Origin of the sequence: Kitasatospora sp. NPDC098652, assembly GCF_044760155.1 — a bacterium.
Classification (GTDB): Bacteria; Actinomycetota; Actinomycetes; order Streptomycetales; family Streptomycetaceae; genus Kitasatospora.
Map to the genome: position 1 here is coordinate 183744 of NZ_JBIWAQ010000005.1, position 19380 is coordinate 203123.

The 19380-nt window shown below is 74.2% G+C and carries 18 protein-coding genes; 13 read left to right on the forward strand and 5 right to left on the reverse strand.

Annotated features, from left to right (window positions below):
- Positions 1-38 precede the first annotated feature (38 nt).
- Positions 39-1739 carry a phenylacetic acid degradation protein PaaN gene (paaN, locus tag ACIQWA_RS13845; protein WP_360242951.1) on the forward strand — a complete coding sequence of 567 codons (1701 nt, stop codon included), beginning with the start codon at positions 39-41 and terminating at the stop codon, positions 1737-1739.
- A gap of 163 nt (positions 1740-1902) precedes the next feature.
- Positions 1903-3396, forward strand: coding sequence for an FAD-dependent monooxygenase (locus ACIQWA_RS13850; protein ID WP_402481930.1), 1494 nt, complete (start codon positions 1903-1905; stop codon positions 3394-3396).
- Positions 3397-3470: 74 nt separating this feature from the next.
- On the opposite strand, the gene ACIQWA_RS13855 is transcribed toward ACIQWA_RS13850, so the two are convergent.
- Positions 3471-4037 carry a CGNR zinc finger domain-containing protein gene (locus ACIQWA_RS13855; protein WP_402481932.1) on the reverse strand — a complete coding sequence of 189 codons (567 nt, stop codon included), beginning with the start codon at positions 4035-4037 and terminating at the stop codon, positions 3471-3473.
- Positions 4038-4296: 259 nt separating this feature from the next.
- Between ACIQWA_RS13855 and ACIQWA_RS13860 the strand changes: the two genes are divergently transcribed.
- From ACIQWA_RS13860 to ACIQWA_RS13880, 5 genes are all read left to right on the forward strand, one after another.
- Complete coding sequence (locus tag ACIQWA_RS13860; protein ID WP_402481933.1) at positions 4297-6459, forward strand: protease pro-enzyme activation domain-containing protein; 2163 nt, start codon at positions 4297-4299, stop codon at positions 6457-6459.
- 300 nt (positions 6460-6759) lie between these two features.
- Positions 6760-7788 (forward strand): XRE family transcriptional regulator, encoded by a 1029-nt coding sequence (locus ACIQWA_RS13865; RefSeq protein WP_402481935.1) that lies wholly within the window; start codon positions 6760-6762, stop codon positions 7786-7788.
- A gap of 176 nt (positions 7789-7964) precedes the next feature.
- Positions 7965-8435, forward strand: coding sequence for a VOC family protein (locus ACIQWA_RS13870; protein WP_402481937.1), 471 nt, complete (start codon positions 7965-7967; stop codon positions 8433-8435).
- 3 nt (positions 8436-8438) lie between these two features.
- Complete coding sequence (locus ACIQWA_RS13875; protein ID WP_402481939.1) at positions 8439-9344, forward strand: pyridoxamine 5'-phosphate oxidase family protein; 906 nt, start codon at positions 8439-8441, stop codon at positions 9342-9344.
- Between the two features lie 150 nt (positions 9345-9494).
- On the forward strand, positions 9495-10538 hold the full coding sequence (locus tag ACIQWA_RS13880) for a peptidoglycan-binding protein (RefSeq protein WP_402481941.1): 1044 nt from the start codon (positions 9495-9497) through the stop codon (positions 10536-10538).
- A 6-nt stretch (positions 10539-10544) separates the two neighbouring features.
- Here ACIQWA_RS13880 and ACIQWA_RS13885 read toward each other — a convergent pair whose 3' ends face one another.
- Positions 10545-11288 carry a TrmH family RNA methyltransferase gene (locus ACIQWA_RS13885; protein WP_402481943.1) on the reverse strand — a complete coding sequence of 248 codons (744 nt, stop codon included), beginning with the start codon at positions 11286-11288 and terminating at the stop codon, positions 10545-10547.
- A gap of 365 nt (positions 11289-11653) precedes the next feature.
- On the opposite strand from ACIQWA_RS13885, the gene ACIQWA_RS13890 reads away from it, so the two are divergent.
- The 3 genes from ACIQWA_RS13890 (at position 11654) to ACIQWA_RS13900 (ending at position 13057) form a co-directional block, all read left to right on the forward strand.
- A complete protein-coding gene (locus ACIQWA_RS13890; protein WP_360225638.1) occupies positions 11654-12061 on the forward strand; it encodes a helix-turn-helix transcriptional regulator in 408 nt (135 codons plus the stop codon).
- A 2-nt stretch (positions 12062-12063) separates the two neighbouring features.
- Entirely contained in the window at positions 12064-12594 is a 531-nt protein-coding gene (locus ACIQWA_RS13895) for a hypothetical protein (RefSeq protein WP_402481947.1), read from the forward strand.
- A 121-nt stretch (positions 12595-12715) separates the two neighbouring features.
- Positions 12716-13057 (forward strand): DUF2516 family protein, encoded by a 342-nt coding sequence (locus tag ACIQWA_RS13900; protein ID WP_360225644.1) that lies wholly within the window; start codon positions 12716-12718, stop codon positions 13055-13057.
- Between the two features lie 118 nt (positions 13058-13175).
- Here the strand turns inward: ACIQWA_RS13900 and ACIQWA_RS13905 are convergent, their stop codons facing one another.
- The gene (locus ACIQWA_RS13905; RefSeq protein WP_402481948.1) at positions 13176-14693 is read right to left on the reverse strand and encodes a SpoIIE family protein phosphatase; all 1518 of its coding nucleotides are present in this window, start codon (positions 14691-14693) and stop codon (positions 13176-13178) included.
- 239 nt (positions 14694-14932) lie between these two features.
- Here ACIQWA_RS13905 and ACIQWA_RS13910 point away from each other — a divergent pair, with 239 nt between their 5' ends.
- Positions 14933-15493, forward strand: coding sequence for an O-acetyl-ADP-ribose deacetylase (locus ACIQWA_RS13910; protein ID WP_360225650.1), 561 nt, complete (start codon positions 14933-14935; stop codon positions 15491-15493).
- Between the two features lie 168 nt (positions 15494-15661).
- Here ACIQWA_RS13910 and ACIQWA_RS13915 read toward each other — a convergent pair whose 3' ends face one another.
- On the reverse strand, positions 15662-16285 hold the full coding sequence (locus ACIQWA_RS13915; protein WP_402481952.1) for a DUF6215 domain-containing protein: 624 nt from the start codon (positions 16283-16285) through the stop codon (positions 15662-15664).
- Positions 16286-16388: 103 nt separating this feature from the next.
- On the reverse strand, positions 16389-17222 hold the full coding sequence (locus ACIQWA_RS13920; RefSeq protein ID WP_402481955.1) for a class I SAM-dependent methyltransferase: 834 nt from the start codon (positions 17220-17222) through the stop codon (positions 16389-16391).
- Positions 17223-17448: 226 nt separating this feature from the next.
- Here ACIQWA_RS13920 and mshA point away from each other — a divergent pair, with 226 nt between their 5' ends.
- Both mshA and ACIQWA_RS13930 read left to right on the forward strand, forming a co-directional pair.
- Positions 17449-18822, forward strand: coding sequence for a D-inositol-3-phosphate glycosyltransferase (gene mshA, locus ACIQWA_RS13925; protein WP_402481958.1), 1374 nt, complete (start codon positions 17449-17451; stop codon positions 18820-18822).
- A 39-nt stretch (positions 18823-18861) separates the two neighbouring features.
- Positions 18862-19374, forward strand: a complete 513-nt coding sequence (locus tag ACIQWA_RS13930; protein WP_360225662.1) for a YbjN domain-containing protein — start codon at positions 18862-18864, stop codon at positions 19372-19374.
- The last annotated feature ends 6 nt before the right edge of the window (positions 19375-19380 follow it).

Here is a 19380-nt window from a genome sequence, read left to right on the forward strand (position 1 = left end):
TGTGACGTGTCCCGTCCTCCCCTCTGAGGAGCGCACAGATGCCCGCAGCGGTCACCCACCCCCTCGTCGCCGAGCTGGTCGAGCGCCACCAGGCCACCCTGGACGCCGCGCTCGCCGCCGCCGCGAAGCGCGACTACTGGTCCGCCTACCCCGAGTTCCCGAAGGCCTACGGCGAGAGCGGCCCGGCCGACGGCAAGGCCGCCTTCGACGCCCTCCTCGGCCGGCCCTTCGTCCTCGACGGCCACCCCGGCGACGGCGACCAGGTCGGCGGCGAGGTCTCCCCGTACGGCATCGAGCTGGGCATCACCTACCCACACGCCGGCCCGGACGCCCTGATCGCCGCGCTGGAGACCGCCCGGCCCGGGTGGGCCGCCGCCTCCCCGCTGGAGCGCGCCGCCGTCTGCCTGGAGATCCTGCGACGGATCAACGCCCGCTCCCACGAGTTCGCCCAGGCCGTCATGCACACCACCGGCCAGGCCTACGGGATGGCCTTCCAGGCCGGCGGCCCGCACGCCCAGGACCGCGGCCTGGAGGCCGTCGCCTACGCGTACGCCGAGCAGACCCGGCTGCCCCAGCAGGCCGGCTGGACCAAGCCCCAGGGCAAGCGCGAGCCGCTGGTGATGACCAAGGAGTTCACCGTCGTCCCGCGCGGCCTGGCGCTGCTGATCGGCTGCAACACCTTCCCCACCTGGAACGGCTACCCCGGCCTGTTCGCCTCGCTGGCCACCGGCAACCCGGTGCTGGTCAAGCCGCACCCGCGGGCCGTGCTGCCGCTCGCGCTGACCGTCGCGATCGCCCGCGAGGTGCTCGCCGAGGCCGGCTTCGACGCCAACCTGGTCTGCCTGGCCGCCGAGCACGAGGGCGGCACCGTCGCCGCGACCCTCGCGGTCCGCCCCGAGATCAAGATGATCGACTACACCGGCTCCACCTCCTTCGGCGACTGGCTGGAGGAGCACGCCAAGCAGGCCCAGGTCTACACCGAGAAGGCCGGCGTCAACGCGGTCGTCATCGACTCCACCGACGACTACAAGGGCATGCTGGGCAACCTGGCCTTCGCGCTCTCGCTGTACAGCGGCCAGATGTGCACCACCCCGCAGAACGTGCTGATCCCGCGCGGCGGCATCGGCACCGACCAGGGCCACAAGTCCTACGACCAGGTCGTCACCGACCTCGCCGCCGCCATCGAGGGCCTGCTCTCCGACGACGCCCGCGCCGCCGCCATCCTCGGCGCCGTGGTCAACCCGGGCGTGCTCCAGCGCTCGGCCGCCGCGGCCGGCGGCGAGTACGGCGAACTCGCCCTCGCCCCGCGCGCGGTGGTCTCGCCCGACTTCCCCGGCGCGACCGTCCGCACCCCGGCGCTGGTCAAGCTGGACGCCGACAAGCCGGACGACCGCTCGGTCTTCCGCACCGAGTGCTTCGGCCCGGTCTCCTTCGCCGTCGCCGTCGAATCCACCCCCGCCGCCGTGGAGTTGCTGCGCACCACGGTCCGCGAGAAGGGCGCCATGACGGCCTCCGGCTACACCACCTCGCCCGAGGTGGAGGCCCTGCTGGTCGAGGCCGCGCTGGACTCCGGCGTCTCGCTCTCGCTCAACCTCACCGGCGGCGTCTACCCCAACCAGACCGCCGCCTTCTCCGACCTCCACGGCACCGGCGCCAACCCGGCCGCCAACTCCGCGTACTGCGACGGCGCCTTCGTGGCCAACCGGTTCCGCACCGTGGAGATCCGCCGCCACAGCTGAGCCGGCGGGGCCTTCCGCCCCCGCCCGAACCCCCGGTCCCCCGGTCGGCCACCCGCCACCGGGGGACCGGCGGTTCACAGCTCCACCGGCGCCCGCGATGATGGAGGCTGGGAGAGCGCCGGAAACGGCGTCCAACCGCCCTCCGAACAACGGGAGCTGATACATGACCGTGAAGCCGACCGAAACCGACGTCGTCATCGTCGGTGCCGGACCGACCGGACTGCTGCTGGCCGGCGACCTCGCCGCCGCCGGGGTCGGCGTCACCGTCCTGGAGAAGCGCGGCACGGAGTCCAACCTCACCCGGGCCTTCGCCGTGCACGCCCGCAGCCTGGAGCTGCTGGACGCCCGGGGCCTGGCCGACGAACTGATCGCCACCGGCCGCCCGCTCAGCGGGCTCCGGATGCTGAACAGGCTCGGCATCGACCTCAGCACGCTGCCCAGCCGCTTCCCGTTCGTCCTGATCACCCCGCAGTACAACGTCGAGCGGGTGCTCCAGGAGCGCGCCGAACGGGCCGGCGCCGTGATCCTGCGCGACGCCGAGGTCACCGGGCTGCGCCAGGACGCCGAGGGCGTCACCCTGGAGACCCGCGACGGGCGCAGCCACCGGGCCCGCTACGCGGTCGGCACCGACGGCGTCCGCTCCGCCGTCCGCGAGCTGCTCGGCATCGAGTTCCCCGGCGAGTCCGTGGTCGACTCCGTGATGCTCGCCGACGTCCGGCTGGAGCGCGAGCCCGCCGACGCGATCGCCGTCGGCGCCAACAAGGCCGGCTTCTCCTTCGTCGCCCCGTTCGGCGACGGCTGGTACCGGGTCATCGCCTGGGACCGCAACGAGCCGCAGGCCGACGGCGCCACCCCCACCCCCGAGCAGCTCACCGCGATCGTCCAGGCCACCCAGGGCGAGGACTACGGCCTGCACGACGTGCGCTGGAGCTCCACCTTCCACAGCGACGAGCGCCAGGCCCCCAACTACCGCTCCGGCCGGGTCTTCCTGGCCGGCGACGCCGCCCACTGCCACTCCCCGGCCGGCGGCCAGGGCATGAACACCGGCCTCCAGGACGCCGCCAACCTCTCCTGGAAGCTCGCCGCGGCCATCCGCGGCCACGCCACCGACGCACTGCTGGACACCTACCAGGCCGAGCGGCACCCGGTCGGCAGGACGGTGCTGCGCACCTCCGGCGCGCTGATCCGGATCGCCCTCGCCGAGTCCGCCCCCACCCGCGCCCTGCGCGGGGCGCTCACCGCGATCGGCGGCCACCTCGACCTGCTCACCGAGCGCGGCGCCCGGATGGTCTCCGGCATCGAGATCGCCTACCCCGCCCCCAAGGGCGCCCACCCCCAGGTCGGCAAGCGCGTCCCCGACCTCAGGCTGACCGCCCTCAGCAAGCCCGCCGAGGGTGAGCCGGCCGGGCCCGAGCGGCTCTACGAGGCGCTGCGCGCCGGGAAGTTCGTCCTGGTCAGCAATGACGAGCTGGCCGCCACCGCGCCCTGGGCGGACCGCCTGGTCTGCGCCGCCCCGGCCGACCCGCACGGCAAGCTGGCCGACACCGTGCTGCTGATCCGCCCGGACGGCTACGTCGCCTGGGGCGCCGTGGACCCGGGCCAGGGCGAGCTGCGCGAGGCCCTCACCGGCTGGCTGGGCGCCCCCGCCGAGGACTGACCCGGGCACCGCGACGAAGGGTCGGCGGGTGCGGCACGGACGCCGCACCCGCCGACCCTTCGTTCGGTCGTCGGTTAACCCCGCGCCCTCACGTAGTGCCGCGCCGCCTTCGCCCGGTTCCCGCAGACCGCCATCCGGCACCACCGCCGGCGCCCGTTCTGCGAGGCGTCGAAGAAATGCAGAATGCACGCCTCGTGTGCGCACTGCTTCACCCGGTGGGCGCCCTGCCCGAGCAGCGTGAGGAAGTCGTCGGCCGCCAGCCAGGGGGCCAGCCACTCCGGCCGGTCGGCCTCGACCCGCTCCTCGGCCCCGCCCGGCCCGGCCGTCCGCCGGATCCGTCCGTGCGCCAGCACCGCGTCCAGCCCGTCCCGCGCCCCCAGGCCCAACTCGCCCTGCTCGCGGGCGTCCTGGGCGGCGAGCAGGATCGCCTCGCGGGTCTGCCGGATCGCCGCCAGCCCGGCCGCGTCGGCCGTGCAGCGCTCGGCCAGCCCGTTGGAGGAGAGCCAGATCCCGTACTGCTCGACATCGGTGAGCGCGTCGTTGACGGGCGTTCCGGACCAGCGGGTGTTGAGCAGGTCGAGCGCGAGCGGCTCGCCGATCAGCGGTCGGTGGTCCCTCGGATCCGGCATCAGGTCAGTCATCGCTCTCCCTCGGCTCGCCCCGATTCTACGTCCGTTCCCCCAGCGGGAATTGGTATGGACCGTCGCCGGAATTCCGGCCATTCACTGTATGGAACGCCCGGCTTTCCGGCCCTCCACAGTTGACTGTTTTTTAGCAACCAATTGCCGGACCATGATCCACCGCACCGATCCGCTCTGACATGTTCTAGCCAGTGTTCCTGAACCCCTCGGGACACCTTGCCCCTTGCCGGCTCCCCACAGCCGGCCGGAGGAGGATCCGTTGCGCCACCGTTCCCTCGCCATCGCCGCGGCGATAGCCGTCCTGCCGCTGACCGCCGTCTCGCTCGGCGTCGCCACCGCACAGGCCGCCACCCCGCACGCCGCCCCGCGCGTCGCCCTGCCGAACACCGTGAACCCCGCGGTGGCCCACTCGGAGAAGAAGGGTGACGTCCCGGCCGAGCAGCAGCTCTCGGTGGCCGTCAGCCTCAAGCTGCGCGACTCCGCCGGGCTCGACCGCTTCCTCGCCGCGGTCGCCACCCCCGGCACCCCGGAGTACGGCAAGTACCTGACGCCGGAGCAGTTCAGCGCGCAGTACGCGCCCACCCAGCAGGCCGTCGACCAGGTCAAGGCCTACCTGACCGCCCAGGGCCTGACCGTCGGCGACGTCAGCGCCAACCGCCAGGTGGTCAACGCCCACGGCACCGCCGCGCAGGTCTCGCAGGCCTTCGGCACCCACGAGAGCTCCTACCTCGACCCGCAGCAGCAGCGCACCTTCTTCGCCAACGACGGCGCCGCCTCGATCCCCGCCGAACTGGCCTCCGTGGTCCAGGGCCTGAGCGGCCTGGACAACCACGCGGTGCGCAAGGGCCGGATCGCCCAGCCGCACTCGGTGACCCCGAACGCCGCCACCGCCACCCCGCGGGGCATGGCCCCGGCCCAGTACCGGGGCGCGTACAACCTGGACAGGACCGGCGCCGACGGCACCGGCACCACGGTCGCCCTCTGGGAGTTCGACGGCTACAAGTCCTCGGACCTGACCACCTACGACTCGCAGTACGGCCTGACCGGCCCGGCCGTCACCACCATCCCGGTGGACGGCGCGAACTACGACTCCTCGCCCGGCCAGGGCGAGGGCGAGGTCGAGCTGGACAGCGAGATCGTCCGCGGTGCGGCCCCCAAGGCCACCCAGCTGCTCTACGAGGCCCCGAACAGCGACCAGGGCGAGATCGACATGGCCAACAAGATCGTGGCCGACAACAAGGCCTCGGTCATCTCGATCTCCTGGGGCACCTGCGAGCCGGACACCACCGCCTCCTCGATGACCGCCGTCGACAACGCCTTCAAGCAGGCCGCCGCCCAGGGCATCTCGGTCTTCTCCGCCTCCGGCGACGACGGCTCCAAGGACTGCACCCGCTCGGCCAGCGGCGCTAGCGTCACCTCGGTCGACTTCCCGGCCTCCAGCCCGCACCAGACCGGCGTCGGCGGCACCAACCTCCAGGTCACCAGCGGCAACGGCTACTCCTCGGAGAGCGCCTGGAGCACCGCCGGCGGCGGCGTCTCCACCGTGTTCGGCAAGCCGAGCTGGCAGACCGGCACCGGCGTCGCCGGCACCATGCGCACCGTCCCGGACGTCGCCTCCAACGCCGACCCGCAGAGCGGCTTCGCGATCTACACCGGCGGCGGCTGGAACGTCTACGGCGGCACCAGCGCGGCCGCGCCGCTGTGGGCCGGCTACGCCGCCCAGGTCAACCAGAAGGCCAAGGCCGCCGGTCAGCCCGCCCTCGGCGAGGCCAACCCCAAGCTGTACGCGGTCGCCAACAGCGCCAACTACGGCACCACCTTCCACGACGTGACCACCGGCGCCAACCAGGACTTCGCCGCCAAGACCGGCTACGACCAGGTCACCGGCTGGGGCAGCCCGGTCGCCGACGCCCTGACCACCGCCCTGCTCGGCGGCGGCAGCACCACCCCGCCGACCGGCGGGGGCTGCACCGCCGCCCAGCTGATCGGCAACGGCGGTTTCGAGACCGGCACCGCCGCCCCGTGGACCACCTCCTCGGGCGTCGTCGACAACGGCACCTCCCAGCCCGCCCACTCCGGCAGCTGGAAGGCCTGGCTGGACGGCTACGGCAGCGCCCACACCGACACCCTGTCGCAGACCGTCACCGTCCCGACCGGCTGCACCTCGGCGACCCTCACCTTCGCGCTGCACATCGACACCGCGGAGACCGGCTCCACCCCGTACGACACCCTGACCCTCCAGGCGAACGGCACCACCGTGAAGACCTGGTCCAACGTGGACGCGGCCGCCGGCTACGTGCAGCAGACCGTGGACCTGACCTCCTTCGCCGGCCGGACCGTGACCCTCAAGTTCACCGGCACCGAGGACGGCTCCAACCAGACCAGCTTCGTGATCGACGACGTCGCCCTGAACGTCAAGTGATCACCGTCCGTTAGCAGCACGCAGACCCCCGCCGGGGCGGCGCCGTCAGGGCCCGCTCCGGCGGTGTCCGTTTGCGCCCGGTTCCCCACCGTTCCCGGCACAGCGTTCCAACCGTGTTTCCGGACTGTTTCAAGATCGCTAACCATCCGGTCCACCGGCTGTGACCACTGTCATCCGCACGACTGATGACGTAGCCTCTCGACCGTGCGTAGGGTTCCCCAAAGCTCGGTGAAGCCGCTCACAGCGCGCCCCGGCGCCGCCCCGGTGCCACCGAAGTCACCTGGTGGGGAGGTTCACCGCATGGCCGCACAGCAGCCTCAGGACGCCGCGCGGCTGCGGCTGGTCGGATCGCGTACGGAGCGCCCCGACCCGCCCCCCGTCCCGGCTCCCACCCCCAGCCCGGGCCCCCCGGCGCCGTCCGCCGGCCGCCCGGCCCCGGCCGGCGGCTTCGCGGACGCCCTGCACCTGGCCATCGAGGCCAGCGGCCTCAGCCTGGACCGGATCCGCGCCGCGCTCGCCCAACGCGGCGTCAGGGTCAGCGTCACGACGCTCAGTTACTGGCGCCGCGGCCGCAGCCAGCCCGAGCGGGCCAGCTCGCTGCGCGCCGTCCACCTGCTGGAGGAACTGCTCGGCCTGCCGCACAGCGCGCTCTCCTCCCTGCTCGGCCCGCCCCGCCCGCGCGGCCGCTGGGCCGCCGCAGCCAACACCCTCCACCTCGGGCTGGAGGACGTCTGGCCGGGGGAGCAGGAGATCTCCGAGATCTTCGCCGAACTGGACGCCCCGCCGGCCGGCGAGCTGGAGCGGCTCAGCATCCACGACTCGTACTACGTGGACGCCGAGCGCCGCGCCAACCTGCTGCGGATGCGCCAGGTGGTGCGCGCCACGGTCGGCGGCGTCGGCCGCTGCCTGGTCGTGCACAAGGCCGACGAGGAGGCCACCGGCTGCCCGGAGATCACCTCGGTGCGGCACGGCCGACTCGGCCGGGTCCGCCGCCGCCCGGAGGTCGGCCTGACCGTCGCCGAGCTGATGCTGGACCGCCCGCTCGGGCTCGGCGACAGCACGGTCTTCGAGTACGAGGTGGAGATCCCGCCCGGCGGCCCGACCATGGAGTACAGCCGCCGCTTCGCCACCACGGTGCGCGAGTACGTGCTCCAGGTGCACTTCGACCCGGCGGCCGTCCCGGTGCACTGCGAGCGCTACGACCGCGAGCCGGGCGCGGACATCGACCACCGCCGCGAGCAACTGTGGATCGGCGCCTCGGCGAGCGCCCACGTCCTGGCCCCGGACCAGCAGCCCGGCCACATCGGCATCCGCTGGGAATGGCCCTAACCGCATCGCCCCCCGAACGCCCCGTCGGACCGGATCCGACGGGGCTTTCGCATGCCACCCCCAAAACCTAACCCCTTCAAGCCAGCACACCGGTTGACGCCCCATCACCTAACCCATAACCTAACCAGTACCGGTTAGGCAGTCGCCCGCCGGAACCCACCCGGGAGGGACCAGGCATGTCCGGCACCACCGCACTCCGCACCCTGCAGACCGGCCACGTGGGCCTCAACGTCACCGACCTCGACCGCTCGGTCGCCTTCTACCGCGCCGTCCTCGGCCTCGACCTCACCCACCAGGGCACCGACCCCGAGCGCCGCTACGCCCTGCTCGGCCGCGACGGCCGCCTGGTGATCACCCTCTGGCAGCAGAGCACCGGCACCTTCCCCACCAGCGCCCCCGGCCTGCACCACCTCTCCTTCGAGGTGGCGGACCTCGACGAGGTCCGCGCCACCGAGGAACTGCTGCGCACCCTGGGCGCCGAGTTCGCCTACGACGGCGTCGTCCCGCACAACGAGGGCTCCGCCTCCGGCGGCATCTTCTTCACCGACCCGGACGGCATCCGGCTGGAGGTCTACACCCGCACCGGGCTGGCCGACACCGCCGCCGCGGCCCCCCACGACTCCGCCCCCACCTGCGGCTTCTTCTAAGCGATGACCGCCACCCCGTACCACCCCGGCGAGCGGCAGGCCCAGGCCCGCGCCGGAGTGACCGAGCGGGCCGACCACGCGGGCCGGTCGATCCGCGACACTGTCCCGGCCGTGGCCGCCCGCTTCCTCACCGAACGCCGGACGCTGGTGGTCGGCGCCGCCGACCCGGACGGCCGGGTCTGGGCCACCCAGCTGTCCGGCCCGGCCGGCTTCCTCCACGCCCCGGACGAGCGCACCGTGACGATCGCCGCCCACCCGTCCGAGGCCGACCCGCTGGCCGAGGCCCTGGCCCGCCCCACCCAGCTCGGCACCATCGCCCTGGACCCGGCCGGCCGCCGCCGGATGCGGCTCAACGGCCGTTCGGTGCCGGACGGCCGGGGCGGGCTGGTGGTCCGCGCCGAGGAGGTGGTGTCCAACTGCCCGAAGTACATCCAGCGCCGCAGCCCGCTGGACCGCCCGGGCGCGGGCACGCCCCGCACGGTCGCCGAGGGGCCGGTCCTGACCACGGCCCAGCGGCTGACCGCGGCCACCGCCGACACCTTCTTCATCGCCACCACCGGGCCCGACGGCCGGGTGGACGCCTCGCACCGCGGCGGCCTCCCCGGCTTCCTGGAGGCCGTGGCGCCGGACACCGTGCGCTGGCCCGAGTACCGCGGCAACAGCATGTTCCTGACCCTCGGGAACCTGGAGCTGGACCCGCGGGCCGGACTGCTGCTGCCCGACTGGGAGACCGGCGGGGCCCTGCTGATCACCGGCGAGGCCCGCACCGACTGGTCCTCGGAGGCCCGGCAGGCCGCCCCCGGCGCCGAGCGGATGGTCGAACTGACCGTCACCGGAGTCCGGGAGATCGCCGACGCCACCCCGCTGACCTGGACCGACCCCGAGTACTCGCCCGCCAACCCGCACTGACCACGGATCAGGTTCGTACGACGACCCTGGGGCACCTCCCGGCCGAAGGCCGGGAGAGGGTCCTCACCCGTCCGGCGGAACCCGCCGCGCCGCGCCCCGCCCGCTTTGGGACTTTGATCCCGACGGCACACGTTCGGAAAGAGGCGGAGCATGACCCGCACCGGCAGCCCCTCACCACTGATCGAGTTCACCGAGGTCGACCCCGAGGAGGACTGCATATGCGGGGGCTGCAGCGCCCGCCGCCGCGCCCGGCTGCACGCCGCCCCGGTCCACGAGGGCGGGCACGCCGCGGCCCGCAGCATCCGCCGCCGGGCCGCCGTCCTGGTGGCCGCCGTCGGCACCGCGATAGGCGGCGGCACCGCCGCCGCAGCCCCCGCACCCGGCCCCACCCCGGGCGGCAGCAGCACCGCCCAGCCCCCGCGGACCCCGCAGGGCGAGGTCAGCGGCCTCCACGGCCAGGACCCCGGCGCCCGCTCCGCCGCCCAGCCCGTCACCCGGGCCCAGATCGTCCAGCGCGCCCAGGCCTGGGTCGACCAGGCCGTGCCGTACAGCATGGGCAGCTACTGGTCCGACGGCTACCGCCAGGACTGCTCCGGCTTCGTCTCGATGGCCTGGGGCCTCGGCAGCAGCCAGACCACCTGGACCCTGCCGGACTTCGCCGAACGGATCGACCGGAACGACCTCCAGCCCGGCGACGTGCTGATCTACAACAACCCGGCCAACCCCCAGGCCGGCTCGCACGTGACGATCTTCGGCGGCTGGACGGACTCCTCCCGCACCCGCTACCTCGCCTACGAGCAGACCTCCCCGGGCACCAGGAAGCGCTCCACCCCGTACGCCTACTGGAACAACTCCGGCTCCTACCTCCCGTACCGCTACACCGGCCTGTCCAGCGGCAGCAACGACAGCACCACCGGTTTCCCCGGCGCGGACAAGTTCGGCCCCGGCGCGAACAACGACTACGTCACCAGGCTCGGCCGGATGCTGGTGCAGCGCGGCGGCTCCCGCTTCTACACCCAGGGCCCCGGCCCCCGCTGGACGGAGAGCGACCGCAGGGCCACCCAGGCCTTCCAACTCGCCCAGGGCTGGCGCGGCAGCGAGGCCGACGGCATCCCGGGCAAGGACACCTGGAACCTCCTGGTCAACCACAAGGGCCGCGACATCGACGCCGGCACCCCGCCGCCGTCCCCCTGACGCGCCTCAGCGCCTGCCCGACATCCAGTGGAACAGGCCCATCGCCACACTCGTCGCCAGGTTGAAGCTGGACACCCCCGCCTGCATCGGCACCGCCACCAGCCGGTCGGCCCGCTCCTTGAGCTCCGCCGACACCCCGTGCCGCTCGGTGCCGAAGGCGAGCAGCGCGTCGTCCGGGAACGGCAGGTCCCGGATGTCCGTGCCCTCCGGGTCCAGCACGTACAACGGCCCGGCCGGCAGCTCCGGCAGGTCCACCCGCTCCACCGCCGTGGCGAAGTGCAGCCCGGCGCTGCCCCGCAACACCGTCGGGTGCCATGGATCCAACTCTCCCGTGGTCACCACCCCGGTCGCCCCGAACCCGGCCGCCAGCCGGATCACCGCCCCGACGTTCCCCAGGTTCCGCGGATTCTCCAACACCACCACCGGAGCCCGCCGCGGCAACCGCCCCAACACCGCCCGGTTCACCGCCACCGACGGCCGCGCCGCCAACGCAACCACCCCGGTCGGATGCAACCGCGGCGCCAACCCCCGCAACCGCTCCTCCGCCACCTCCACCGCCAACCCGTCCAACGCCGCCACCACATCCGGCGCCAACTCCCCGGCCAACGCCAGCAAGGCCCCCCGGTCCACCGTCAACACCCGCCGGACATCCCCCCCGAACCGCAGCGCATGCTTCAACGGATGAAACCCGTCCAACAACACCGCCCCCGCCGCCACCGCCCGCCAATCCCGCACCACCTCGTCCACCATGCCCCCACTCTCCCACCCACCCCCACCCCCCGCACCAACCCACCCACCCCCACCACCCCCCTCCCCTCACCCGACCCAGGCGAGAGGGACGCGCTGCGGGAGGGGGCGGTGGAGGGGGTGGGTGCGGAAGGGGGCGTGACGGGTGATTTTCAGACCGCCAACGGCGCCCAACCCCCCACCCACAGAGTCGGCGGTCGGAAAATCATCCAGCCCCCGGAGCGCCCACCCCCGGAACCGCCCCCGGACCAACCCACCCTCCCGAAAGCCCACCCCCACACCCCAGCCCCGCGCAGCGGCCTTCACCGCGCTAGCCCCCAGTTAGCACCCTGCTTGCAATTGCAAGCACAATCCCGCACCCTGTCCCCATGGCCTCACTCAACGTCGCCTCCCTCGGCGAGTACATCCGCGAGCAGCGCCGCAACGCGCAGTTCTCGCTGCGCCAGCTGGCGGAGGCCGCCGGCGTGTCCAACCCGTACCTCAGCCAGATCGAGCGAGGGTTGCGCAAGCCGAGCGCGGAGATCCTGCAGCAGATCGCGAAGGCGCTGCGGATCTCGGCGGAGACGCTGTACGTCCAGGCCGGGATCCTGGAGGAGCGGCGGGGCGAGGGCCTGGAACTGCGGGCCTCGATCCTGGCCGATCCGCTGATCAACGAGCAGCAGAAGCAGGCGCTGCTCGCGGTCTACGACGCCTTCCTCAAGGAGAACGCCGCCTCGGCCTCCGTCCCGGCGACCGACGGCGCGGCCACCCAGCACACCCCCCGGGAGGACCGGTAAGCATGCCGATCACCGACGAGATCAAGAAGACCCTCACCGACCCGACCCCGCTGTACGCCCTCGCCGGCGCCGGGGACCTCGCGTACGAGAAGCTGCGCGAGGTGCCGGGCCGGGTCGAGGCCCTGGCGGCGGACCGTCAGGGTGCCCAGGAGAAGGCGACCGCCAGGCTCCACGAGGCGCAGGAGCTGCTGGCCGCCGCCCCGGCCAAGGTCACCGAGGCCGTCACGGCCTTCCCCGCCGACCTCAAGGTCCTCCAGGAGCGGGCCCAGGGCTTCGCCCTGCAGCAGGTGGCCCGCGCCCTCGAACTGGCGGTCCGGGCCAAGGAGACCTACGACGAGCTGGCCGAGCGCGGCAAGGTCGTCGTGGACAAGGCCCGCCCCCACACCGACCCCGACCCCGTCCTCGCCCCCACCGCTGAGACCGACCCCGCCCCCGTCGAAGCGGAGCAGCTGGACGCCCCCGCCGCCCCCGCCGCCCCCGCCCCCAAGAAGCCCGCCAAGCCCCGGAAGAACACCCCCACCGCCACGGAGTGACCGCCGCCCGCCGCCCGGGGCACCTCCGCGGACGGCGGGACGTTCACACCCTGCGGGCAGCCGCCGTGCCAGGATGGGCGGCGGCCGGGGCGCAGCAAGCCGAGAGACGTAGGAGACCGCGATGACCGGAGTGTTCCAGATCCTGGCCTTTTCCTACCTGAACCCGTTCTGGTGGATGGCCGTCGCGATCCTGGGCTACAAGTTCTTCGCGCTGATCGACGCGGCCACCCGCCGCGAGGACGCCTACCGGGCGGCCGACAAGAAGACCAAGGGCTTCTGGCTGGCGGTCCTCGGGATCAGCTTCGGGTGGGACCTGCTGTTCGGGGCGAACTTCCTCGGCAGCATCGGCACCCTGGCCGGCCTGGTCGCCTCGATCGTCTACGTGGTGGACGTCCGCCCCGCGATCCGGGCGCTGACCGGCGGCACCGGCCGGAGCAACACCGGCCCGTACGGCCCCTGGTAGGCCGGCCCCCCGCACAACGCCACGGCCCGGGAAGGCAGTTCACCTTCCCGGGCCGCAGCGCGTCCGCAACCATCCAGCAACCTCAGCAACCTCAGCAACCTCAGCAACCTCAGCAACCTCAGCCGAGGATCAGCTGCACCGGATTCCGCTCCAGCAGCAGCACCGCGACGTCATCCGTCAGCGCCCCGCCGTTCAGCTCCTCGACCTCGGCGATCGCACTGTCGACGAGCCGCCCCCGGGTGAGCCCGGCGGACTGGTGGTCGGCGATCAGGTCGGCCAGTCCGTCCTGGCCGAGGCGCCGCGACCCGGCCCCGACCCGGCCCTCGATCAGCCCGTCGGTGTAGAGCAACAGCCGCCAGCCGGGCTGGAGTTCGACCTCGTGGGCGGGCCAGGCGGCCCCGCCGTCGTGGCACGGCAGCAGGCCGAGGGCCGGCCCGGCGTGGTCGGAGGGCAGGGTGATCGGGGGGTGGTCGCGGCCCAGCAGCAGCGGCGCCGGGTGCCCGGCGAGGTAGAGCCGGGCGCGTTCGCCGGTGCCGAGCGAGTCGAGGTCGGTGGTGCCGCCGGGCTCGATCACGAGCATGCAGAGCGTCGCGAAGATCTCGTCGCTGCGCCGTTCGTGCTCCAGTACGTGCTGGAGGGTGGTGAGCAGGGCCTCGCCGGTGAGGCCGGCGAAGACCAGGGTGCGCCACGCTATCCGGAGGGCGACGCCGAGCGCGGCCTCGTCGGGGCCGTGGCCGCAGACGTCGCCGATCACGACGTGGACGGTGCCGTCGTCGGTGCGCACGGCGTCGTAGAAGTCGCCGCCGAGCAGGGCGCGGCGGCGGCCGGGGCGGTAGCGCCGGGTGAAGGAGAGCCCGGCGCCGTCGAGCAGCGGGGTGGGCAGCAGGTGGCGCTGCAGCCGGGCGTTCTCCTGGCCGCGCAACTCGGCCTCGACCAGGCGGCGCTGGGACTCGTCGGCGCGCTTGCGTTCGACCGCGTAGCGCAGTGCGCGGGCCAGCAGCGGACCGTCGGTCTCGTGCTTGATCAGGAAGTCCTGGGCGCCCGCGGCGACGGCGGCGGCGCCGAGTTCGGCCCCGGCGGCGTCGGTGAGCACCACGACGGGGATGTGCGGGGCGCGGCGCAGCAGTTCGTGCAGGCCTTCGAGGCCGTCCGAGGGGTCGGACGGGTGCGACAGGTCGGCGGGGGAGGCCAGGTCGAGGAGGACGCAGCCGAACCCGCCGCCGCGGGAGCGTCCGCGCCGGCTCGCGGGGGAGGACTGGGCGAGCAACTGGGTGGCCTGTTCGAGGCCGCGGGCCCAGTGGATCTCGATGGAGGTGCCGCTGTCGGCGACCGCCGCCTTGATCAACTGGGCGTCCGAGGCGTCGTCCTCGATGACCAGGAGCCGCAGGGGCGCGGCGGCGCCGTCGGCGGGTCCGTCCCCGGGCGCGGGGGCGTGGCCGGCCCCGGCGGGGTGGGCGGGGCGGCGGGTGCCGTGCGCGGTCCGGGCCGGCTGCGAGCGGGGGTGGGGTATCGGGGGAGCGGCCGTGGTCGGACCGGTGGTGGCCGGGCGGGTACGGGCATGGCCGACGGGGGCGCCGTCGTGGGCGCCCGGCAGGTCCGCGGCACCAGGTGCCCGCCCGTCTCCCGTTGCGGGCATCGGTGGTTCCTCCCTTTCCCCGACTGCGTAACGGCCGGCGTCCGTCCGCAGTGCCCGCCTGGCACCGTGCGTCGGGGAACTTCTCGCGACCATAACGTGATCTCCGGGGATTTCTCTGGCCGACCGGCGCCGTTGTGGTTATTGCCACGCCGGTGGCGGTGTGGTGATCGGATTCGGACGACGGCTCGGATCCCGGCCCGACGGCTGCCGGGCCGGTCCGGGGAAGGGGGTAGGTGGTGGTGACGCGGATCACCCTGGTCGAGGGTGACATCACGGCACAGGAGGTGGACGCGGTGGTGAACGCCGCCAACTCCTCGCTGCTGGGCGGCGGCGGGGTGGACGGCGCGATCCACCGCAGGGGCGGGCCGCAGATCCTGGAGGAGTGCCGCCGGCTGCGGGCCTCGCACTGGGGCAAGGGGCTGCCCACCGGGCAGGCGGTGGCGACCACGGCCGGGCGGCTGCCGGCCCGCTGGGTGGTGCACACCGTCGGGCCGGTGTACCTGGCGGAGGAGTACGAGGAGCGGGCTGGGCTGCTGGCCTCCTGCTATCGCGAGTCGCTGCGCACGGCGGCCGGGTTGGGCGCGCGCACGGTGGCCTTCCCGGCCGTGTCGGCGGGGATCTTCGGCTGGCCGCCGGCGGACGCGGCCCGGATCGCGCTCGGCACCGTCGCCGAGGTGCTGGGCGGCGGTGACGCGCTCGCGGGCGCGGAGCTGGCGGAGGTGCGGTTCGTGCTGTTCGGGGCGGAGATGTACGAGGTGTTCGAACGAGCCCGGGAGGAGCTGCTCGGGCCGGGTGGCTGACGGGCGCGGTGCGCGCCGGTGCACGCCGGGCGGCGTGTGGTGTCGCCGCCCGGCGGTCTCCATCGTGGCGTGACGAGGCGTCAACACGCCAGAGATATTCGATAACTCGTTCGAGTGAAAGCCGCAGCGGAGGCGCGCGCCGCCCGTCCGACCGGACGGTGCGCGGTCCTACGGGGCCGCGACCCAGCCCGGGAGGTTCGGGAGCACGGCCTCGGCGACCCGCTGCACGACCGCGTCCTCGACCGCCCCGCCGTCCGGGCGGAAGATGGCGATCTCGAAGGCCCGGCCGTCGCCGTCCTTGGGGTCCTTCGCGACGACGAGGTTCCGCGACCTGGGGCTCGTGCCGTTCTTCGGGCCGAAGAACGTCACCGTCATGCCCTCGGTGGTCGCCGCGGGGTGGCCGAGGACGGTGACCCGGGTGTTGCCGGGGTGCTCCGAGGAGCCCACCGACCAGGCCGATCGGGAGCTCTCCGAGAGGCTGACGACGGTGTCCCGGAGGCGCACCTCCGCCCTCGCGTCCTTCCGGTCGTCGTCCAGGACGACTCCCCGACCGGCCTCGGCCGCCTGGTCGCCGGGCGTGCCGAGCAGCTCCGGCAGGTCGCGGCGGTTGAGCGCGGCGCAGAACGCCGGGTCGCCCGCCGGATCGCCTGCTGCCGTCTGCGGGCACCTCGCCGGCGCCGGGTGGGGCTTGAGCGCGTCCACCTGGGTCAGGGCCACCACCAGGCCGATGGCCAGCGCCGTCATGGCCGCCGCGGCGGTGACCGCCTTGTTGTTCCGCCCGTCCGTCTCCACCGTGGACCGTCCCCCCGTACCGCCGGTCCTCGACCGTTCGAGCACCCCCAAGCGGAGATGATCTTACGGCGCCCGGTCGCTCCGGCCCGGGCCCGGTCGCCCGCTACGGGGCGAGCGCCGTCCAGGGCAGCGTGACCTCGCCCTGCCGCCACCGCCCGCGCGCGTCCACCAGCGGCCAGCTGCCCGCGAGCGCCGTGCAGGCCGCCACCCAGCGCTGCCGCGCCCCGAACGCCCCGTACGGCGCGGCCGCCGACCAGGCCCGGTCGAAGTCGGTCAGGAAGGCGTGCACCGGCCGCCCCGGCACGTTGTGGTGGATCAGCGCCTTCGGCAGCCGCTCGGCCAGGTCGGAGGGCCGGCCCAGGCCGCCCAGCCGGGCCGCGAAGGTCACCGTCCGGGGCCCCTCCGGCCCCAGCGCGACCCAGACGTGCCGCCGCCCGATCTCGTCGCAGGTGCCCTCGACCAGCAGCCCGCCCGGGGCCAGCCGGGCGCACAGCCGCTCCCACACCCCGGCCACCGCCGACTCGTCGTACTGCCGCAGCACGTTGGCCGCCCGGATCAGCTGGGCCGGCCGGCCGCCGTCCAGCGGCACCTCGAAGCCGCCGCGCCGGAAGGTGAGCAGCGGCGGCTCGGCGTACGGCAGCGCGGCCGCGACCCGTTCCGGCTCGATCTCGATCCCGACCACCCGGACGTCGGCCCGCACCGTGCGCAGCCGTCCGGCCAGCTCCACGGCCGTCCACGGCGCCGCGCCGTAGCCGAGGTCCACCGCCACCGGGGGCCGCTCGGCGGCGCGCAGCGCCCGGCCCAGGGTGTGGGCGATCCAGCGGTCCATCCGGCGCAGCCGGTTGGTGTTGGTGGTGCCCCGGGTGACCGTCCCGACCGGCCGTCCGGTCCGGCCGCGGGCGGGCGCGGCGGTCGCGGGGTCGAAGGAGGCAGCCATGCCCAGAAGGGTAGTCGGCGGTCGCGGGGCCGGGCGTCCCCGGCCTGAGCTGGGCGGATGCCGCTCCGGCGGACCGGTCGCCGGGACCGGGAATGCCGGGCGGCCGCCGAGTGGTTGGCACACTGGTGGTGATGTGTGCCCGGACGGGGCAGCGCACACCGGACATGCGGCGGGCCCGTTCACGCGGACCGCCGAGACGGGCCGCACACGAGGAGGCAGTAGCCAGGTGATCCAGCACCCCGTCCGTTCGGTACGCCGTGCCCAGTCCCCGACGCCCGCGCGCGGCCGGCTCCAGTCGCTCGTCCCGGGCCGTCGCCGCCCGCGCCGGATAGCCATGCTCAGCGTGCACACCTCGCCGCTGCACCAGCCCGGCACCGGCGACGCCGGCGGGATGAACGTCTACATCGTCGAGCTGGCCAAGCGCCTGGCCGAGCTGAACATCGAGGTCGAGGTGTTCACCCGGGCGATCTGCTCGGACGACGCGCCGACGGTCGAGCTGGCCCCCGGCGTGCTGGTCCGCCACGTCACCGCCGGTCCGTACGAGGGCCTGGTCAAGGAGGACCTGCCGGCCCAGCTGTGCGCCTTCACCCACGGCGTGCTGCGCACCGAGGCGGGCCACCGCCCCGGCCACTACGACCTGGTGCACTCGCACTACTGGCTCTCCGGGCAGGTCGGCTGGCTGGCCGCCCAGCGCTGGGGGGTGCCGCTGGTGCACACCATGCACACCATGGCGAAGGTCAAGAACGCCGCGCTGGCCGAGGGCGACACGCCCGAGCCCCCGGCCCGGGTGATCGGCGAGACCCAGGTGGTCGAGGCGGCCGACCGGCTGATCGCCAACACCACCGAGGAGGCCGCCGAGCTGGCGCTGCACTACGCCGCCCGGCCGGACCAGCTGGCCGTCGTCCACCCCGGGGTCAACCTGGACGTCTTCCGCCCCGGCGGCCCGCGCGCCGGGGCCGAGGCCCGGGCGAGGCTGGGCCTGCCGCAGGACGCGGCGGTGCTGCTGTTCGCCGGGCGGATCCAGCCGTTGAAGGCGCCGGACGTGCTGCTACGGGCGGTCGCCGCGCTGTTGGAGGCCCGTCCGGGGCTGCGCGAGCGCCTGGTGGTGCCGGTGGTCGGCGGGCCGTCCGGCACCGGGCTGGCCCGGCCGGAGAGCCTGCACAAGCTCGCCGCCCAGCTCGGCATCGGCGACGTGGTGCGGTTCCACCCGCCGGTCGGCCAGGACCGGCTGGCGGACTGGTACCGCGCCGCGACGGCCCTGGTGATGCCCTCGTACAGCGAGTCCTTCGGCCTGGTCGCGCTGGAGGCCCAGGCCTGCGGCACCCCCGTGGTGGCGGCCGCGGTCGGCGGCCTGCCGGTCGCGGTGCGGGACGGCGAGTCCGGCAGCCTGGTGCAGGGCCACGACCCGCTGGCTTGGGCACATGCGCTGGAGCCGTACGTCACCGACCCGGCGCTGGTCGCCCGGCGCGGGGCGGCGGCCGCCCGGCACGCGGCCGCCTTCGGCTGGGACACCGCCGCGGCCACCACCGCCGAGGTCTACGCCGGCAGTCTGGCCCGCCCGGCCGGCCGGCTGGCGGTGGCCCGGCGCCGGCTCGGGTAGGGCTGCGCCCCACCGGTACCGCCGAGTAACGTCACCCCCATGGCAATCCGCACCAAGGACGAGGCCCTCACCCTCCTGCGCACCGCCCTGGACGACGCCGGGGTGGCCTGGGAGCCGGCCGCCGCCGATCCGTACACCCTGGTGGCGACCCTCCCGGGCACCCGCAAGCTGAACACCGCCTGCGCGCTGCGGGTCGGCGACCACACCCTGTCGGTGAACGCCTTCGTGATCCGCCGCCCGGACGAGAACCACGAGGCCGTCTACCGCTGGCTGCTGGAGCGCAACACCCGCCTCTACGGCGTCGCGTACGCGGTGGACGCGCTCGGCGACGTCTACCTGGCCGGCCGGCTCCCGCTGGAGGCGCTCACCCCGGACACCGTCGACCGGCTGCTCGGGACGGTGCTGGAGAACGCGGACGAGCCCTTCAACACCCTGCTGGAGCTGGGCTTCGCCTCGGCGATCCGGCGCGAGTGGGAGTGGCGCACCAAGCGCGGGGAGTCCACCCGCAACCTGGCCGCCTTCGCCCACCTGGCCGCGCCGGCCGCCGACTGAACCGAT

Bases quoted from the DNA above. Each gene is read 5' to 3' on its own strand.
- ACIQWA_RS13865 (WP_402481935.1), top strand. From the start codon at position 6,760: ATGGCCGCACAGCAGCCTCAGGACGCCGCGCGGCTGCGGCTGGTCGGA.
- ACIQWA_RS13880 (WP_402481941.1), top strand. From the start codon at position 9,495: ATGACCCGCACCGGCAGCCCCTCACCACTGATCGAGTTCACCGAGGTC.
- paaN (WP_360242951.1), top strand. From the start codon at position 39: ATGCCCGCAGCGGTCACCCACCCCCTCGTCGCCGAGCTGGTCGAGCGC.
- ACIQWA_RS13855 (WP_402481932.1), bottom strand. From the start codon at position 4,037: ATGACTGACCTGATGCCGGATCCGAGGGACCACCGACCGCTGATCGGC.
- ACIQWA_RS13890 (WP_360225638.1), top strand. From the start codon at position 11,654: ATGGCCTCACTCAACGTCGCCTCCCTCGGCGAGTACATCCGCGAGCAG.
- ACIQWA_RS13870 (WP_402481937.1), top strand. From the start codon at position 7,965: ATGTCCGGCACCACCGCACTCCGCACCCTGCAGACCGGCCACGTGGGC.
- ACIQWA_RS13920 (WP_402481955.1), bottom strand. From the start codon at position 17,222: ATGGCTGCCTCCTTCGACCCCGCGACCGCCGCGCCCGCCCGCGGCCGG.
- ACIQWA_RS13875 (WP_402481939.1), top strand. From the start codon at position 8,439: ATGACCGCCACCCCGTACCACCCCGGCGAGCGGCAGGCCCAGGCCCGC.
- ACIQWA_RS13850 (WP_402481930.1), top strand. From the start codon at position 1,903: ATGACCGTGAAGCCGACCGAAACCGACGTCGTCATCGTCGGTGCCGGA.
- ACIQWA_RS13900 (WP_360225644.1), top strand. From the start codon at position 12,716: ATGACCGGAGTGTTCCAGATCCTGGCCTTTTCCTACCTGAACCCGTTC.
- ACIQWA_RS13885 (WP_402481943.1), bottom strand. From the start codon at position 11,288: ATGGTGGACGAGGTGGTGCGGGATTGGCGGGCGGTGGCGGCGGGGGCG.
- ACIQWA_RS13895 (WP_402481947.1), top strand. From the start codon at position 12,064: ATGCCGATCACCGACGAGATCAAGAAGACCCTCACCGACCCGACCCCG.
- ACIQWA_RS13930 (WP_360225662.1), top strand. From the start codon at position 18,862: ATGGCAATCCGCACCAAGGACGAGGCCCTCACCCTCCTGCGCACCGCC.
- ACIQWA_RS13905 (WP_402481948.1), bottom strand. From the start codon at position 14,693: ATGCCCGCAACGGGAGACGGGCGGGCACCTGGTGCCGCGGACCTGCCG.